This window comes from Aquirufa sp. A-Brett2-15D (genome assembly GCF_054558735.1).
Genome location: NZ_JBSKFT010000001.1, coordinates 419,136 through 436,411 on the forward strand (window position 1 = coordinate 419,136; position 17,276 = coordinate 436,411).

General features: G+C 38.8%; 17 protein-coding genes. 5 read left to right on the forward strand and 12 right to left on the reverse strand.

Annotated features, from left to right (window positions below; translation table 11 throughout):
• Position 1 precedes the first annotated feature (1 nt).
• From ACST14_RS01915 to ACST14_RS01960, 10 genes are all read right to left on the reverse strand, one after another.
• Positions 2–970, reverse strand: a complete 969-nt coding sequence (locus ACST14_RS01915; RefSeq protein WP_459460008.1) for an XdhC family protein — start codon at positions 968–970, stop codon at positions 2–4.
• Complete coding sequence (locus ACST14_RS01920; RefSeq protein ID WP_459460010.1) at positions 967–2,052, reverse strand: cysteine desulfurase family protein; 1,086 nt, start codon at positions 2,050–2,052, stop codon at positions 967–969. The genes ACST14_RS01915 and ACST14_RS01920 overlap by 4 nt, the downstream gene beginning before the upstream one ends.
• Positions 2,053–2,119: 67 nt before the next feature.
• The gene (gene rplT, locus ACST14_RS01925) at positions 2,120–2,464 is read right to left on the reverse strand and encodes a 50S ribosomal protein L20 (protein WP_459460012.1); all 345 of its coding nucleotides are present in this window, start codon (positions 2,462–2,464) and stop codon (positions 2,120–2,122) included.
• 85 nt (positions 2,465–2,549) lie between these two features.
• Complete coding sequence (rpmI, locus tag ACST14_RS01930) at positions 2,550–2,744, reverse strand: 50S ribosomal protein L35 (protein ID WP_459460014.1); 195 nt, start codon at positions 2,742–2,744, stop codon at positions 2,550–2,552.
• A gap of 88 nt (positions 2,745–2,832) precedes the next feature.
• Positions 2,833–3,393, reverse strand: coding sequence for a translation initiation factor IF-3 (infC, locus tag ACST14_RS01935; protein WP_459460016.1), 561 nt, complete (start codon positions 3,391–3,393; stop codon positions 2,833–2,835).
• Between the two features lie 81 nt (positions 3,394–3,474).
• The gene (thrS, locus tag ACST14_RS01940; RefSeq protein WP_459460018.1) at positions 3,475–5,415 is read right to left on the reverse strand and encodes a threonine--tRNA ligase; all 1,941 of its coding nucleotides are present in this window, start codon (positions 5,413–5,415) and stop codon (positions 3,475–3,477) included.
• A gap of 60 nt (positions 5,416–5,475) precedes the next feature.
• Positions 5,476–6,369, reverse strand: coding sequence for a hypothetical protein (locus ACST14_RS01945; RefSeq protein ID WP_459460020.1), 894 nt, complete (start codon positions 6,367–6,369; stop codon positions 5,476–5,478).
• The gene (locus ACST14_RS01950; RefSeq protein ID WP_459460021.1) at positions 6,360–7,754 is read right to left on the reverse strand and encodes an aldehyde dehydrogenase family protein; all 1,395 of its coding nucleotides are present in this window, start codon (positions 7,752–7,754) and stop codon (positions 6,360–6,362) included. Before ACST14_RS01950 ends, ACST14_RS01945 begins: the two co-directional genes overlap by 10 nt.
• 9 nt (positions 7,755–7,763) lie before the next feature.
• A complete protein-coding gene (locus tag ACST14_RS01955) occupies positions 7,764–8,522 on the reverse strand; it encodes a hypothetical protein (RefSeq protein ID WP_459460023.1) in 759 nt (252 codons plus the stop codon).
• Positions 8,523–9,539: an AMP-binding protein gene (locus tag ACST14_RS01960; protein ID WP_459460024.1), complete on the reverse strand. Its 1,017-nt coding sequence runs from the start codon at positions 9,537–9,539 to the stop codon at positions 8,523–8,525.
• Between the two features lie 85 nt (positions 9,540–9,624).
• Here ACST14_RS01960 and ACST14_RS01965 point away from each other — a divergent pair, with 85 nt between their 5' ends.
• From ACST14_RS01965 to ACST14_RS01985, 5 genes are read left to right on the forward strand one after another with little or no spacing between them, the layout of a single operon-like run.
• Positions 9,625–10,074 carry a DUF2452 domain-containing protein gene (locus tag ACST14_RS01965; RefSeq protein WP_459460026.1) on the forward strand — a complete coding sequence of 150 codons (450 nt, stop codon included), beginning with the start codon at positions 9,625–9,627 and terminating at the stop codon, positions 10,072–10,074.
• Positions 10,075–10,090: 16 nt separating this feature from the next.
• Positions 10,091–10,915, forward strand: a complete 825-nt coding sequence (gene menB / locus ACST14_RS01970) for a 1,4-dihydroxy-2-naphthoyl-CoA synthase (protein ID WP_459460028.1) — start codon at positions 10,091–10,093, stop codon at positions 10,913–10,915.
• 3 nt (positions 10,916–10,918) lie between these two features.
• Positions 10,919–11,323 carry an EVE domain-containing protein gene (locus ACST14_RS01975; protein ID WP_459461237.1) on the forward strand — a complete coding sequence of 135 codons (405 nt, stop codon included), beginning with the start codon at positions 10,919–10,921 and terminating at the stop codon, positions 11,321–11,323.
• A 2-nt stretch (positions 11,324–11,325) separates the two neighbouring features.
• The gene (locus tag ACST14_RS01980) at positions 11,326–12,933 is read left to right on the forward strand and encodes a hypothetical protein (RefSeq protein ID WP_459460030.1); all 1,608 of its coding nucleotides are present in this window, start codon (positions 11,326–11,328) and stop codon (positions 12,931–12,933) included.
• A 3-nt stretch (positions 12,934–12,936) separates the two neighbouring features.
• The gene (locus tag ACST14_RS01985; protein WP_459460032.1) at positions 12,937–13,842 is read left to right on the forward strand and encodes a class I SAM-dependent methyltransferase; all 906 of its coding nucleotides are present in this window, start codon (positions 12,937–12,939) and stop codon (positions 13,840–13,842) included.
• On the opposite strand, the gene ACST14_RS01990 is transcribed toward ACST14_RS01985, so the two are convergent.
• A complete protein-coding gene (locus ACST14_RS01990) occupies positions 13,839–14,732 on the reverse strand; it encodes a bifunctional 5,10-methylenetetrahydrofolate dehydrogenase/5,10-methenyltetrahydrofolate cyclohydrolase (RefSeq protein WP_459460034.1) in 894 nt (297 codons plus the stop codon). The two genes, ACST14_RS01985 and ACST14_RS01990, sit on opposite strands and share 4 nt — an antisense overlap.
• A 1-nt stretch (position 14,733) precedes the next feature.
• Positions 14,734–17,223, reverse strand: a complete 2,490-nt coding sequence (gene topA / locus ACST14_RS01995; RefSeq protein ID WP_459460036.1) for a type I DNA topoisomerase — start codon at positions 17,221–17,223, stop codon at positions 14,734–14,736.
• Positions 17,224–17,276 lie beyond the last annotated feature (53 nt).

The following is a 17,276-nucleotide window of genomic DNA, read 5'->3' on the forward strand; positions in this document are numbered from 1 at the left end:
ATTATTCGTGAATGGCGCGATTGCGTAAACTTAATCGCTGACCGTTTCTGTTATTTTTAGTTAATAATATTTCTGACATAATGGAAATGGCAATTTCTTCTGGCCCTTCGGCTCCTATATCAAGACCAATTGGTGTTGATATAGGTAATAGGGTAACTAAATCTTCCTTGAAATGGTTTTGAAGCTTGTCAAATCTTTTCTTAGGTCCTAGTATTCCAGCATAGGCCGGTTTAGTAGGAGCAGAGAGCAATTTTTCTAGAATCTTTACATCTTTTTCTAAATCATGCGTCATCATCACAATATAATCAGTCGATTCGATAGGCCAAAGATCATCAAACCCCAAACGCCTATGCACAAGTACATCAGATGACATCTTAGACAAAATACCCACCCAATTAACTCTCCAAGCTACTATATTTGCTTGCTGAATAAATGCCTGAGCATCAAATTGATTCCCAAAAACCCAAACCGTCATAGGAGCCGGTAAATATTCGGTAAATATATCCTCTTCCCAAACACATCCATGTGATTCAACTGCTTCCTGTAAAGCTATTTGAAAGACTTTACCATATGAAATGGATAAGGTATGCGCCACATTTCCAGCTAAATGCTTCTCTAACTCAGATACGAGCTGATTAATCTGATCTTGGAACGGGTTAATTAAAATTTCAATCACACCTTGACATCCTAAACCAATGCCTAAAGCGAAAGGATCTTCCTCTCGTGTATCATAAATGATTGATTTATAGGACTGAGAGAAAAGGGCTAATTGTGCCTTCTTCAAAATATCCCCTTCTAAACAACCACCAGAAATGCCACCCCACCAATTCCCATTTTCAGCTATGAGCATTCTAGCACCTGGACGACGATAGGCACTTCCATCTACCCGAACTACAGTGGCTAAAACGAATTTTAAACCTGCCTTTTGTAGCTCAATCACTTGCTGAATAACAAGATTTAATTCTTTCATTGGAGCTTTGGTAAATTTTTTACTAAAATAGCACAAACCTTTTCTACATCTTCTTCCGTAGTAAAATACCCTAAGCTGAATCGAGCGCTAGCTAAGGCATCTTCATCAGAATGACCTAAAGCCTTTAAAACGTGAGATGGTAATTCAGTTTTAGCATTACAAGCTGAGCCATTGGAAAAAGCCAAACCAGTTAATTCTTGAAACATTCTTTCCCAGTCCGCGCCTTTTAGAGTAAAGTTAAGAATGGAAGGAACAGAATTCAAGGGAGAATTGATACTATAGGTAGGCAATACAGCAAGAAACTTATTTTTCGCCTCCTGATAGAATGACTCTTTTGATAACCATTGAGGAATTAACTCTATCGCCTTCGCTAGGCCTACCATTAAAGGCACAGGAAGCGTCCCTGGCCTTAAACCACGCTCTTGACCTCCACCAAAACTAATGGCCTGCAGCGGCCTTCTATGAATTAAAGCTCCTATTCCTTTAGGCCCATATACCTTATGACCACTAAAACTAAGTAAGTGAGGCAAAGACTTAACATCAAGATCAAGCTTTCCTAACGCTTGAGTAGCATCTGAATGAAAACAAATCCCTCGTTGATCACACAATTCCAAAACCTCATGATAGGGAAGAATGCTACCTAATTCATTATTGACTAGCATCAAAGAAACCAATACAGTACTTTTTCGAATAGCAGTAGCTAATTCAGAGACATCCTTTAAATAAGTGACTTCCCAGCCCTCTAATGCTAAAGCATGAAATACTTCTAAGACTGCTTTATGTTCCAAAGCGCTCGTAATTAAATGCCCCTTAGGCTTATCAATCAAATATCCACGAATAGCTAAATTAATTGATTCCGTTGCTCCAGAAGTGAATACAACTTCAGAAGACTTTACATTGAAATAGTTAGCAACTGTGGATCGCGATTGCTCCACAGCCTCTGCAGCTCTCCAGCCATATAAATGCGAACTAGAACCAGCATTACCGAATACTTCAGTAAAATAGGGGAGCATGGCCGAAAGCACCTCCGGGTGAACCGGAGTAGTTGCTGCATAATCAAGGTAGATCGGCTGATTCATCATTAGACAAATATAGGCATAAAAAAAAAGCCCCGAAAAATTCGAAGCTCTCTTTCTATTGAAAAATGAATTACTTCAATTTCTCCAAAACTGCTTTAAAAGCTTCTGGGTGATTCATCGCTAAGTCAGCTAAAACTTTACGATTTAAAGTCATTCCAGATTTATTGAATTTACCCATGAACGCTGAGTAAGAAAGACCTTCTTGACGAGCTGCTGCATTGATACGTAGAATCCATAAACCACGAAAATCTCTTTTCTTAACTTTACGGTCACGGTATGCATATTGCAAACCCTTCTCTACTTTGTTTTTTGCTACTGTCCAGACATTTTTTCCGCGACCATAGAATCCTTTTGCTAACTTAAGGATTTTCTTTCTTCTAGCTCTTGAGGCTACGTGATTGACACTTCTTGGCATAATTTTTTTGTTTTTTGAAATGAGGCGAATCTCTCGATTACTTATTTAAGCCTTCTTTCTGGTTTAACAATAACTAAAATACTAATTATAGACCTAGCATTAATTTAACGCGGTCCATATCAGTGGGGTGAACTAAAGTAGCGTGAACTAAATTACGCTTTTGCTTAGTTGTTTTCTTTGTTAGGATATGGCTATGAAATGCGTGTTTACGCTTAATCTTACCAGTTCCTGTTACTTTGAAACGTTTTTTCGCTCCAGAGTTAGTTTTAATTTTTGGCATTGTATGATAATTATGTAAAAATTAAATTTTGAAATTTGGAATGCAAAAGTAATGAAAATTACCCTTAAAATCCACCATCAATTGAAAATTATTTCTTGATAGCCTTAGGGGAGAAGATGATACTCATACGCTTGCCCTCTAATTTAGGCATATCGTCTGGCTTACCTACGTCCTCTAGACCTTTAGCGAAGTTCAATAATAACATCTCACCACGCTCTTTAAACACAATCGTTCTTCCCACAAAGTGCACGTAAGCTTTTACCTTTGCACCCTCTTTTAAGAAATTAACCGCGTGTTTTAACTTGAAATTGAAATCGTGTTCATCCGTATTAGGACCAAAACGAATTTCTTTAATGACTGTTTTAGTTGCATTGGCCTTGATTTCCTTTTGCTTTTTCTTTTGATCATACTTGAATTTAGCATAATCAATAATCTTGCAAACAGGAGGTACAGCTTTAGGAGAAATCTCTACTAAATCTAAACTCTGAGCAACAGCAAGTTCTAATGCTTTCTCAAAAGGATATACTCCAATCTCAATATTCTCACCTACTAATCGAACTTCTTCCACACCACGTATCAACTGATTAATCCGGTAGGGTTCTTCTTCTCTTCTATTTCCTCTGTAATTGTTATTCGGGCGTAAAGCCATAAAATAAAATGGGTTTAATATGTATTAAATCGCAAGCTAAATCAAATATAATGCATAAACAAGCAAAAAACGCATAAGCTCCTATTTTTCATAGGTTAAGGACTGGATTTCTTCTTGTGCCATCGCGATAAAAGCATCTAAAGTCATTGATCCTAAATCACCATCACCTTTCTTTCGAACACTGACAATTCCCTCCGCCTCTTCTTTTTCGCCTACTACAATCATGAAAGGAACTTTAGCGATTTCCGCATCCCGAATTTTACGACCCATTTTTTCATTCCGGTGATCTACATAACCACGTAAATCCTTTTCTTGTAAACGTAGATACAATTCATTCGCATAATCCTCGTATTTCTCTGAAATAGGTAGAACTGCGATTTGATCTGGGGATAACCATAAAGGAAAATTACCCGCTGTATTTTCAATTAAAATCGCTACAAAACGCTCCAATGAACCGAATGGAGCTCGATGAATCATCACAGGACGATGCTTTGCATTATCTGAACCCGTATATTCTAATTCAAAGCGTTGTGGTAATTGATAATCCACTTGAATCGTGCCTAATTGCCATTTGCGACCTAGCGCATCTTTCACCATGAAGTCTAATTTAGGACCATAAAATGCAGCTTCACCATATTCAATCACATAAGGCAAGCCTTTCTCTTCAGCTGAACGAATAATAGCCGATTCCGCACGATCCCAATCTTCATCGTTACCAATGTATTTCTCTTTATTTTCTTTATCTCGTAAGGAAACCTGTGCTGAATACGTATCAAAACCCAAAGCTTTGAAAACATATAATACCAGGTCAATCACCTTCATGAATTCATCTTCCACCTGATCAGGTCGACAGAAAATGTGCGCATCGTCTTGAGTAAAACCTCTTACTCGGGTTAATCCATGTAATTCACCGCTTTGCTCATATCGGTACACCGTGCCAAACTCAGCTAAACGCAAAGGTAAATCCTTGTAGGAGCGGGGCTTAGTCTTGTAAATTTCACAATGATGTGGGCAATTCATTGGCTTCAAGAAGAATTCCTCATTCTCATCTGGCGTTCGGATCGGTTGAAAAGAATCCTTACCATATTTCGCATAGTGCCCAGAAGTCACATATAACTCTTTACTAGCAATATGCGGGGTAATTACAGGTGAATAACCTGCCCGCACTTGCGCACGCCGTAAGAAATTCTCTAATCGCTCGCGCAATAAAGTTCCCTTAGGTAACCATAAAGGAAGACCCATTCCTACTTTTTCTGAGAAGGCGAATAATTCTAATTCCTTACCTAATTTACGGTGATCACGACGCTTCGCCTCTTCTAATAAGGTCAAATATTCTTCTAATTCCTTCGCTTTAGGGAAGGTAATCGCATATATGCGAGTGAGTTGTTTACGTTTCTCGTCTCCACGCCAGTAAGCACCAGCAACAGAAAGTAATTTAACTGATTTAATAAATCCGGTATTAGGAATATGAGGTCCGCGGCATAAATCCGTAAAATTTCCTTGATTGTAGAAGGTGATGGAACCATCGGCTAAGCCTTCGATCAATTCTAACTTATATTCATCTCCCTTTTCTTCGAAATAGGCTACCGCATCTGTCTTAGAGACAGAGCTGCGTAAAAAATCATTTTTCAAACGCGCTAATTCCAACATTTTGTCTTCGATAGCTTTAAAGTCGTCTGAACCAAATTCCTGTTCGCCTAAATCTATATCATAATAAAAACCATTCTCAATAGCTGGACCTATACCGAATTTAGTACCTGGGTATAAAGACTCGATTGCTTCTGCTAATAAGTGAGCTGAAGAATGCCAAAAAGTCTTTTTCCCCTCATCGTCGTTCCAGGTTAATAATTGCAATGACGCATCTGAATCAATAGGAGTAGACGAATCCACTACTTCTCCATTTAAATTAGCGGCTAACACATTACGTGCTAAACCTTCAGAAATTTGCAATGCAACTTGATATGGAGTAATTCCATTTTCAAATTCTTTAACCTGCCCGTCGGGAAATGTAATTTTGATCATTCTAAAAAAATTTGTGTAAAGGTACAAATTAAGGCGCAATTCAACGAAATGGCAACCTGATTAATTTCGAACCAAGGTGTCTTTTGCAATTGCTACTGAATCCAAAGTTGATTCTGATTGTTTCGTGGGCAGTAAACCTTGCTTCGCTAAATCAAAATAGATTAATTCAGTTTGTAAGGATTTCGTTTTGGGGTAGACCTTCAGTACTTGCTTGTAGACCGATTCTGCTTGAGCATATTTCTTCATTTTAACTAAAAAACGAGCCCAATAACGCATAAAATAAGGATCCAATGGGTATTTGTTTAAACTAGCCAAAATCTCTTGTTGGTAGCGCAGCGAGGGTATAGAAGAAAATCCTCGTTCATAATACACATAAACCAAAGGGCTTTCATCACTAGGTTTGGTATTCAGTAAAGAAAACAAGCGAGTAGAATCTGAAACTCCATAGTCCTTTACTGCTTTCAGTAAGGAGCGATCCATAGTAGATAAAAGAGAGCCCTCTATTTTTTGTAAATAGAAACGACCTAAACTCATTTGCTTAGTTGCAAAATAATTATGTGCCAGTAAAAGGCTGTTTTGAGTGAGATGTAAAGAAGATAATTCTGTTAATTTTGCCCGATCAATCGAAGTCGAATAATCTTCCACAAAATGCTTTGTTTGAGCAGATAGAGCTAAATAAGCTGGCTCACCTGGATTATCTCGCAAAGCATTCTCCATATCTTGATCTGCTAAACCGTAAGCATGCAGAACGAGGTAATTCTTTGCCCGTAAATAGTAGAGGTTAGCACTCGATTGTACCTCCATTTGTTTGGTCAAAAATTGAACATTCGTCTCCGCTTTTTGACCTGCTAATATCGCTTCTTGATTGGGAATGTTTTCACCCTTTGAGTCGGGGGAGCTTTGGCAAGACACAAAAAAGAAGGCAAATCCAAGAAGAAATAATCTTACAACCATTTTAAGACAAAATCAATCAACCAACGCACTTTAACCCCATAAGGAGGGTAGAAATACTTTACAAAATTCGTTCGTTGAATAACGACAGATTTTTGATTTGAGAATTCAACAAAACCATAATGTCCACCTGATTTACCTATTCCAGAATGATTAACACCTCCAAATGGTAATTCATTATGACCAAATTGAATCAAACAATCATTCACGACAGAAGTACCTGAACTCGTATGATTTAAAATATACTGATTGAATTCCATGTCTGTTGAGAAAACATACAACGCTAATGGCTTATCTCCTGAACGAATTTCAGCGGTAATCTGAATTTCGTCTTGATAAGACATAACCGGTAGGATAGGGCCAAAGATCTCCTCCTGCATAATTCGCATTTCCGGAGTACAATTAACAAGTACTGTCGGAGAAATAAAACAATCATCGGGATCAGTAATACCTCCAAATAATACCTGAGCCCCTTTTTCTTTCGCATCTTCTAATAGTGAGACAATACGATCGAAATGACGGCGATTGACTATTCTGGCATAATCTTTACTTTTCGCTACCGTCTTTCCATAGAATTGTTCTACCGTTGCTTCTAAAGCCTTTAGAAAAGAAAAATAATTCTTTTCATGCAAATAAAGATAATCGGGAGCGATGCAGGTTTGGCCATTATTCAAAAATTTACCCCAAGCTATTTTTGCTGCTGCTTCTTCCACATTTACTTCAGACCCTACAATAGCTGGTGATTTACCACCTAATTCCAAGGTAACAGAGGTTAAATGCTTAGCCGCTGCCGCCATCACCACTTTACCAATCGCAGGACTTCCTGTAAAGAATATATGATCAAACTTTTGCTCTAAAAGGAAGGTTGAAACATTGGCATCACCCTCAAAAACAGCCACTTCACTTTTATCAAAAAGAAATGAAATCATCTTTTGAATAAATGCTGATGTTGCAGGACTTAATTCTGATGGCTTTAAAATCACTGCATTCCCTGCGGCAATAGCGTGAACTAAGGGACAAATCGATAGATTAAATGGGTAATTCCACGGGGATATAATCAAACACAAACCTTTCGCCTCATATTGAACTAGGCCTTTTGTTCCTAATAGCATCAAGGGCGCAGAAACAGACGATGGCTTCATCCAAGACTTCAAATGCTTTACTGTGTGTTGAATTTCGCGTTTAACACCTAGCATCTCTGCAATAACTACTTCAGAGGCAGGCTTTTTAAAATCAGTATATAAAGCGTCGCATAAATCGTTTTTATGCTGCATCAGATAAGACTCTATTTTACGCAATTTTTCAATGCGTTCTGTGGCGCTCGTCGTGCTTAAGCGCAATAAAGCAGATTTTTGTAAGGAGAGAACTTCTAAAATTTGATTTTCCATCAAAGTATATTAAAAGATGAATAGTAATTTTTCTTCTAACTCGTCAAAATAATAATTGTTTCCACTTGGTTTACGCAAGGAATGCCCTGCTACATACCATAAGCCATCACCTGGATAAACAGCTAAACTAGCTGATTTGCAATTTTGATTCGCCTTATCTGCCTGGAATTCCGCAATAAAAACATGATTCATTAAATCTTGTAATTCATCCCAATTCGTAAAGACTTTTTGACCTTCTTCGCCATCTAGATAAGTAAAGGTTAAAGAAGCAAAGGACATTTCTCCTTCAATCTTCCGCCAATTTCCTGCCCGGTCTTTAAATTGAAAACCTAAATACAGGGGTAATTCACGTCCATCAATTTCAAACATGGCCTGCATAAACTCCTGAATCAACGATTCTTGTGGCTCTAGGTACAAAGGAACATTAGGTGTTGTATCATTCGCTTCCAAGGTAATAAATGGCTCTTGGTCCTTCGGAGAACAAGATCCAGTCACATATTCTTGAAATTGAGGCAACAATCGATCCCGCCAAACAAGGGGTAAATCACCTGTAAATGTCCAATTATCATCAGGAACTAGGCCGTCAGCAATTAATTCTTCACGAGAAAAATCAGAACGATCAATGAATTGAATTTCAATAGCTACCGTAGGCGTATCTGTGTCAAATTGCATAAAAGAAAAAACAGCTTCTAAATGATAAGGCGCTGGCACATTAATGGGCGACTCATAGAAAAGTTTAAAAAGCCGGGATAATTTATTCGGGTTCATCTAAATTGAATTAAAATACAAAGTTACGGTTTTCGCCGTATCAATTTTACCACTCGTGGTTTTAATGAAGGAAGGTAGAATTACTATTTCTTTAGGAACCTCATGAGACGCTAAACGTGATTGGATATAATCCCTATCCCAAACGATAAATTCGGCTGACTCGACAAACAAAACTACTTTTGCTCCCCAAAATTCGTCGGGAATTCCTGCCGCAAAAAGGGAGGCCTTAGTCAATGAAGAATATACCCCTTCTATTTTTTCTGGTTGAATTTTAAGCCCACCAGAATTTATTACCCGATCTAAACGACCCAATAACCTAAATTTACCAGGTTCCTCCATTTCTACCACATCGCGTGTCTCTAGCCACCTATTTTCCGTTAATACAGAACATATAAGTAAGCAAGATGAGTCACTAAGTGCTATTTGTATGCCGGGAAGTGTTTGAAAATAATCTTGATTCCAAGTTCGAAAAGCAATATGAGAAACGGTTTCTGTCATTCCATAGGTCTCATAAACAGGAAATCCCATAGCCATGCGTAATTTTTCGGGAACGCGGGCCCCGCCTAAAAGAATTCCTTTAGCCCGCGAAAAATAATTATTGAAATTTATCCCGGCATCTAACATCGTAGACCATTGGGTGGGAACAAAGGAAGCGAGATGAATAGTGGTAGGAGGAAGGTTTTCTAAAGGATTTTGGCATGGTTCTACTAAAACCAAACCTAAATCGAGAACTAGCGCCCGAACAAGCACCATCGCACCTGCTATATAAGTAGGAGGAAGGGATAATAAAGCTACATCTCCTTTAACTAATTGTAACCATTCGCTAGTCATGATAGCGGAAGCATACAAACGCTCACGAGAAATCGAAATAGGCTTAGGATCACCAGTTGAACCAGAACTATAAAACAAAAATTCCTTTTGACCAGAACGCCACAATTGACAAAATTCGAACACTTGTTGTTCAAATTCCGATTCAGCCTGGGGCATTTCCAATAAAAGCGAGTGCAGGATGCGCATATAATCAGAGATTCATTCCAAAATTAACCAAACATTCTCTAATTTCGTGAGTTAATAAAGGGTAAACGTAAAGCCACCCATATTCATGTCAGAAGATCCATTCTTAAATCCCATTAATCCAGACAAAGTAGCCGAAAATCCGGGTCTACTACCATATGCGCATACCGCAGGAGGAGCCGTTATAAAACCGGACGATATGGGCAAAATTAAAGGTCGTTCCGTTTTAGCCATGCGCCAGCAAACGGATCGCCAAATGAACCAATTGTACGAACAAATGGAGGTTTTAGCTCGGCAAGCCAAGTTAATAGCGGAAAGAAAAGAGATTTCTGAACGTATTTATGAGGCTGCCATGGGTTTCGAGCCCATCATAAGCGAAACCTATTATTTATATGAAAAAGAAGATGGTTCAGACTTAATGTCCCTAGTTGCACCAGAAGAATGGGGTCGTTCATTTAAGTATAGCCGTTATTTAGCTAAAGTAAAATTATTAGCCGACCATACGTGGGAGGTTGAATACAACGATTCACCCGCATAATAAATCGATTAAACTTATGATTTCATCATTCCCTTGGGAAACCATCAAGATCTACGAAGACATTCTATTTCAATTCTACAACGGAATTGCTAAAATTTCCATTAACAGGCCGCAAAAGCACAATGCCTTTACACCATTAACGGTTCAAGAAATGTCTGAAGCGATGGAATTAGCTCGTCAAGATCCCCGTGTTGGCGTAGTCATATTAACTGGCGAGGGCGGGAAAGCATTTTGTTCTGGAGGAGACCAAAGCGTCCGTGGAGACGGGGGATATGTGGGAAAAGATACGGTACCTCGTTTAAATGTATTAGATCTTCAACGTCAAATCAGAACTATCCCTAAACCCGTTATCGCTATGGTAGCAGGCTGGGCAATCGGTGGAGGACACGTTTTACATGTCATTTGTGATTTATCAATTGCCGCTGAAAATGCACGTTTTGGACAAACTGGACCTAATGTAGGTTCGTTTGACGGAGGTTTTGGCGCCTCTTATCTTGCTCGTGTAGTAGGTCAAAAGAAAGCCCGTGAAATCTGGTTCCTTTGTGATCAATACGACGCTGCAGATGCGCTTCAAATGGGATTAGTTAATAAAGTGGTGCCTTTAGAGGATCTAGAGAAAACCACCGTTGCTTGGTGTGAAAAGATTTTAGAAAAGAGTCCTTTAGCCCTACGTATGTTAAAATCTGCCTTTAATGCAGAATTAGACGGTCAAGCTGGTATTCAAGAATTAGCCGGAAATGCGACCTTATTATATTATTTATCAGATGAAGCTAAAGAAGGTAAGAATGCCTTCCTAGAAAAGCGCAAACCCGATTTCTCTAAATTCCCTAAATTCCCCTAAATGATGAATTATTGGTTAGTAAAATCTGAACCATTCAAATATTCTTGGGATGATTTCGTTAAGGAGGGGAAATCTGTTTGGGATGGCGTACGAAATTACCAAGCTAGGAATAATATGATGGCCATGAAAAAAGGCGATTGGGTCTTTTTTTACCATTCAAATGAAGGAATGGAGGTCATTGGCCTAGCAGAAGTAAACAAAGAACATTTCCCTGATCCGACGACGGAAGATACGCGTTGGGTGGTTGTGGAATTAATTCCAATTAAAAAATTCGCAAAAACGGTAACCTTAAAAGCAATGAAAGCGGATGATAGATTAAGTGGTTTAGCTTTAATCAAGCAATCACGCCTATCTGTAACTCCAGTTGCGAAAGCAGAATTCGATATTATTTTAAGCCTAGCAGAATAAGTATGAAATCGATTCGCCTACTATTCCTACTCCTTATTTTACATATGTCCTCTTTCGCTCAAGAAATGAAGCGAATCGAATTTCCTATTGGAGGATCTCAAATGGAAACATTTTCCATTCCAATTGGTGAAAAGGGTGTGATTGTATTAACTCATTTAGGCAAAGCAGAATTCAATATTCGCAAATTCAATACTGATTTAGAACAGGTTTGGATGAATCAGGGAAGTGTAGATGGAAATCTAGACTATGTAACCCATTGCTACGATGGAAATAGTCTATATCTATTATTTAGCCGCTTTAAAAGCAATAACTATTATATCGTTCGAGTAAACCCTAGCGATGGTAAATTTGAAAAATTCCAAATCTACTCCGTGGAGAAAATGGAAATTTCAAACTTCAAAGCATTAAACCAATCGCTCTTTATAGGAGGTGTAGTAAACAATACTCCTGTTATCTTATTTACTAATTTAACGGAAAAAAGTACTCGTATTTTGCCAGCGGTTGTGAATGGTCAAGCAGAGATCCAATCGATGGATCTAGATACAGTGCAACAGCAAATAAATGTGGTTTATTCAGTAGGAAAGAAAGCTAAGAACTACCAATTGATTTTAAAATCTTTTGATGAAGATGGAAATCAATTAGGTCAAATAACCATGAATCCTCAAGAGGAATATGCCCAAATGAATGCCAAATCCACTCAATTAAATGATTCCTTACAGGTAGTTGTGGGCACGTATGGACACAAAAATACAATCGGCTCCTCCAGGGGACCTGGTTCACAAGGATTATATTTTTCCTCCTACCTTGACGGAGATTTACAAGAATCTAAATTCCATAGCTTTACTCAATTCAATAATTTCTTCAATTTCTTAGGTGAGAAGCAAAAGAGCAAACAGGAAAAAAAGATTAAAAGTAAAGAAGATAAAGGGGAAGAACTTCGATTAGATTACCGTTTATTAATGCATGAGATCATAAAAAAAGGCGATCATTACATTATTGTTGCAGAAGCATTTTATCCAGATTATAAATACACGAATTATTCACCGTTTGGCGGTAATATGGCTATGCTAGGAGGAGGACTCTATTCGCCATGGAATATGTTATACAATCCATACCGCTGGGGTTATGGTAATTATGGCTTGTACTCACCATTCTCAAGTTACTACAGTCCTTGGGGATATAGAGGTTATAATTCCTACAGTAATTCTCAGCAATTTGATGGTTGGATATATACGCATGCCGTCATTGCAGAAATTGATGAAAAAGGCAATTTGCTATGGGATCATTCTATTGATTTGAATAATATCAAAGAAGATAAGCTGATTCAAAAAATAAAGACCTCTTTGCATGGAGATATACTAACTTTGTCTTACCAAAGAGGAAATAATATCATCTCAAAATACATCACCGCGCAAGGACAATCCGGAGAAGAGAAAATACAAGAATTAAGTATACAATACGAGGGAGATAAAATAAGACGTCAAGAAAAGTCTGATTTAAACTATTGGTTTAGTACTATTTTCCTCGCTGCGGGGAATCAAACCATCAGTAATTCAGAAGACGGGAGACGTTCTGTTTACTTCCTAACTAAAATACCATTGAACCCCTAAAATTTGAAAAATCTAGCATCAATTGCCATCGAAACACCCTCATTTTGGGGAAAAAATTATGAATTAATAGATTCGGGGGGATTCGAAAAATTAGAGCAGTTCGGTGCATTTGTCGTGAGACGACCAGAACCTCAGGCTGTTTGGCAAAAATCACTTTCGGAGGAATTTTGGGCTAGTAAAGCGCATGCTTATTTTAGTAAAGAAAAAGGTAGTTCGGAGCGTGGTGTTTGGGATGTAAAAAAAGGTGTACCTGATAAATGGTTTATGCCTTATAAATCGGAAGCTTTAGACCTGAACTTTAAGATTTCTTTGTCTTCATTTAAGCACGTGGGCATTTTTCCAGAACAAGCGACTAATTGGGAATTTTTGGCAAAAAATATTCCCTTACTTAAAACCCCTAAACCTAAAATATTAAATCTATTCGCCTATACGGGTGGAGCAAGTTTAGCTTGTAAGCAAGTAGGAGCAGATGTAACACACGTTGATTCTGTTAAACCCGTTTTATCTTGGGCTAGAGAAAATATGGAAGTTTCTAAACTAGATAACATTCGATGGATGGCAGAGGACGCACTTAAATTCGTCAAACGAGAAGCCAGACGAGGAAATTTCTACCAAGGAATTCTATTAGATCCACCGGCTTATGGACGAGGTCCTGAAGGCGAGAAGTGGATATTAGAAGAACAGATTGATGACATGTTACGCTCCGTAAAGGAAATTTTAGATCCGAAAGAACATATATTATTAACCAATGTCTACTCGCTGGGTTTCTCCACTTTAGTAGTCGAAAATTTAATGAGAGGCATTTTCAATGTACCAGATATGGCAGAATCAGGTGAGATCTATTTGAATGATGAATACGATAAAAAACTCCCACTTGGCGTCTTTTATCGCTACCTATATCAATCTTAGTTCTTGGGATAAATCACACCTTTAGCTGCTAATAGCGTGTTTTTCATTAAAGAAACGATGGTCATAGGACCGACTCCCTTAGGAACTGGGGTGATATAAGAGCAATGCGGAGCTACGTCGTTGAAATCAACATCTCCCTTTAAAGCAAATCCAGATTTCTTTGTAGCATCTTCCACACGGGTTAAACCTACGTCAATAACTACGGCGCCAGGTTTAATATGTGCCGCTTTTATAAAATCTGGTTTCCCTAGAGCAGCTATAACAATATCTCCTTGTGAACAAATCTCGGCTAAATTAGGCGTTCTTGAGTGAGTTAACGTAACGGTACAATTTCCTACCGGATGATTACGCTGCATCAAAATAGACATAGGTAAGCCCACTATTTGGGAACGACCTACTACCACACAATGCTTTCCAGCTGTTTCTATTTTATAATAAGCTAATAAATCCAACACGCCTTGAGGTGTGGCAGAAATATAGGCTGGTAAACCTTTCGCCATCCGGCCTATGTTGATTGGATGAAATCCATCCACATCTTTCGAAGGATGAATCGTCTCCATTACTTTATCTGGATTAATATGAGTAGGAAGAGGTAATTGAACGATCAAACCATCCATATCAGGATTATCATTCACTTTTTGAACCTCGGCTAGTAAGTCGGTCTCTGAGATAGATGGGTCAAATCGTAATAGGGTAGAAGCGAAGCCTAATTCTTCGCAAGACTTCACTTTATTAGCCACATAAGTCTCTGAAGCACCATTATTACCGACCAGAATGGCTACTAAATGGGGCGCTTTTTGGCCGGCAGCCACCATTTCTTTAACTTCCACACCGATGGCGATTTTCATCGTTTCGGCTACCATTTTTCCATCAATAATCTGACTCATCATCTTATTTTTTACGTGCTTTCTTAGGTGCAGGAGCGGCATCGCCTAAAGCTAAACACTCCTCTAATGTTAAATCAGCAGGTTCTGTTCCTTTCGGAATCTTCACATTGCGTTTTCCGATTTGGATATAGGGGCCATACATTCCATTTACAACTTTAACCGTCTCATTTTCAGCAAATTCCTTGATAAACTTATTCGCCTCTACTTTACGCTTTGCTTCAATTAATTCAATCGCACGTTCTTGATCGATCGTGGCTAAATTATCTGTTTTAGCTAAGGAATAATATTTACCATTATGCTTCACATAAGGGCCGAAACGACCTTTTCCTGTCTCGATTAAGGAATCCTCAAAATAACCTAATCCTCCCGCTTCCGCATCTTTTAGTGCTTGAGCAATCACCGCAATAGCTTGATCCATTTCAATCGTAAACGGATCATGTGTATCTGGTAAGCTCGTGAACTTACCATCGTATTTAATATAAGGTCCTAGCTTACCTGCACCGATAATCACGGGCATATCCTCATGGATACCGACTTCACGAGGTAATTTAGGTCGTTCGAATAAAGCCAAAGCCTCTTCAAACGTTAATGTGCTCACGGTTTGTGACTTAGTTAAATTCGCAAAGACAGGTTTTTCTTCTTCAGACGATTCACCTAATTGTACAAAAGGACCAAATTTACCTAAACGAACAGAAACTAAACGACCTGTTTTAGGATCAACTCCTAATTCACGACCGCCACCTACAGTACTACGGTTGATGGATTTCGAATCCTCAATGGTTTGGTGGAAAGACTTATAGAAATTCTTCATTAAAGTCGTCCACTCTAATTTACCTTTAGCGATGTTATCAAATTCATCCTCCATCTCCGCAGTAAACGTATAATCGACCACGTTTTCAAAATTCTCAACTAAGAAGTCTGTTACTAAGGTACCGATGTGCGTAGGGAAAAGCTTAGATTTCTCGGTTCCTACAATTTCAGTTGCCTTGGTGCCTGCAATCTCGTTATTGGAAAGAACCCAGGTTTGGAACTCACGCTCTCTTCCTGGCCGATCTTCCTTTACCACATAAGCACGCTTAATGATGGTGGAAATTGTAGGGGCATAAGTAGATGGTCGACCGATACCTTTTTCTTCCAAAGCCTTCACTAAACTCGCCTCCGTATAACGTGGAGAAGCGCGGGAAAAGCGCTCCTGAGCTTTCATTTCATCTAAATCTAATACTTGACCTACATTCAAAGGAGGCAACATATCTTTGTTCTCATCCTCCTCGTCCTCATCCTTGCCTTCTAAATAAGCCTTTAAAAATCCTTCAAAAGCAATCACTTCCCCTTGTGCAGATAAAAGCTCAGGAGTCGTAGAAATGTCTATTAGAGCAGTGGTACGCTCGATTAAGGCATCTGCCATTTGGGACGCAATCGCGCGCTTCCAAATTAATTCATACAAACGCTTCTCGCGTGCATCGCCTGATATACTATGATTAGCAAAATCCGTCGGACGAATGGCTTCGTGGGCCTCTTGCGCGTTTTCAGATTTAGTTTTAAACTGACGGCCATAATGGAATTTAGCACCATAGGATGATTCAATCTCTGCTTTCGCCTTATCCCTTGCTTCCTGAGATAACATGGTTGAATCGGTACGCATATAAGTAATTCGACCAGATTCGTATAATTTCTGAGCCACAGACATCGTAGTAGCGACCGCAAAACCTAATTTACGCGAAGCTTCTTGCTGTAATGTAGATGTTGTAAATGGAGGGGCTGGGGACTTTTTAGCCGGCTTAGTTTCTAAACTCTTGATACTGAAAGCAGCGCCAACACATCTTTTAAGGAAGTCTAAAGCGTCATTTTCTTTGGCAAATGCTTTCGATAATTCTGCCTTCAGTACTTTTTTTCCTGGTAAGTCAAAATGAGCCACCACTTTAAACGTGGCAATCGACTCATGATTTTCAATTTCACGCTCTCGCTCTACAATTAATCGTACCGCTACAGATTGTACACGACCTGCCGATAAGCCTTTTTGAACTTTAGACCAAAGCACCGGAGATAACTCAAATCCAATTAAGCGATCCATAATTCGACGAGCCTGCTGAGCATTCACTAAGTCCATATCAATGGTCCTAGGTTGCGTAATAGCTAATAATATGGCTGGTTTAGTAATCTCGCGAAAGACGATACGTTTCGCATTATCTTTTAATCCTAATGCCTCTTTTAAATGCCAAGAAATCGCCTCTCCCTCGCGGTCATCATCCGTTGCTAACCAAACTTCTTCCGCTGATTTCGCTAGACTTTTTAACTCAGAAATGACTTTAGTCTTATCTGCTGAAACTACATAAGTAGGAGCGAAGTCATTATCTACATCAATGGCTTTATCACCCTTTATAGGCAAATCTCGTACGTGACCAAAAGAAGACTTCACCACGAAATCCTTCCCCAAATATCCTTCTATGGTCTTTGCTTTCGCTGGAGACTCGACGATGACTAAATTTTTTGCCATTATGCTGGTTAAATAATGAAATTCTTAAAACGAGTCCAAATATAAGGGCTCTA

Bases quoted from the DNA above. Each gene is read 5' to 3' on its own strand.
- ACST14_RS01915 (WP_459460008.1), bottom strand. From the start codon at position 970: ATGAAAGAATTAAATCTTGTTATTCAGCAAGTGATTGAGCTACAAAAG.
- ACST14_RS01920 (WP_459460010.1), bottom strand. From the start codon at position 2,052: ATGATGAATCAGCCGATCTACCTTGATTATGCAGCAACTACTCCGGTT.
- rplT (WP_459460012.1), bottom strand. From the start codon at position 2,464: ATGCCAAGAAGTGTCAATCACGTAGCCTCAAGAGCTAGAAGAAAGAAA.
- rpmI (WP_459460014.1), bottom strand. From the start codon at position 2,744: ATGCCAAAAATTAAAACTAACTCTGGAGCGAAAAAACGTTTCAAAGTA.
- infC (WP_459460016.1), bottom strand. From the start codon at position 3,393: ATGGCTTTACGCCCGAATAACAATTACAGAGGAAATAGAAGAGAAGAA.
- thrS (WP_459460018.1), bottom strand. From the start codon at position 5,415: ATGATCAAAATTACATTTCCCGACGGGCAGGTTAAAGAATTTGAAAAT.
- ACST14_RS01945 (WP_459460020.1), bottom strand. From the start codon at position 6,369: ATGGTTGTAAGATTATTTCTTCTTGGATTTGCCTTCTTTTTTGTGTCT.
- ACST14_RS01950 (WP_459460021.1), bottom strand. From the start codon at position 7,754: ATGGAAAATCAAATTTTAGAAGTTCTCTCCTTACAAAAATCTGCTTTA.
- ACST14_RS01955 (WP_459460023.1), bottom strand. From the start codon at position 8,522: ATGAACCCGAATAAATTATCCCGGCTTTTTAAACTTTTCTATGAGTCG.
- ACST14_RS01960 (WP_459460024.1), bottom strand. From the start codon at position 9,539: ATGCGCATCCTGCACTCGCTTTTATTGGAAATGCCCCAGGCTGAATCG.
- ACST14_RS01965 (WP_459460026.1), top strand. From the start codon at position 9,625: ATGTCAGAAGATCCATTCTTAAATCCCATTAATCCAGACAAAGTAGCC.
- menB (WP_459460028.1), top strand. From the start codon at position 10,091: ATGATTTCATCATTCCCTTGGGAAACCATCAAGATCTACGAAGACATT.
- ACST14_RS01975 (WP_459461237.1), top strand. From the start codon at position 10,919: ATGAATTATTGGTTAGTAAAATCTGAACCATTCAAATATTCTTGGGAT.
- ACST14_RS01980 (WP_459460030.1), top strand. From the start codon at position 11,326: ATGAAATCGATTCGCCTACTATTCCTACTCCTTATTTTACATATGTCC.
- ACST14_RS01990 (WP_459460034.1), bottom strand. From the start codon at position 14,732: ATGATGAGTCAGATTATTGATGGAAAAATGGTAGCCGAAACGATGAAA.
- topA (WP_459460036.1), bottom strand. From the start codon at position 17,223: ATGGCAAAAAATTTAGTCATCGTCGAGTCTCCAGCGAAAGCAAAGACC.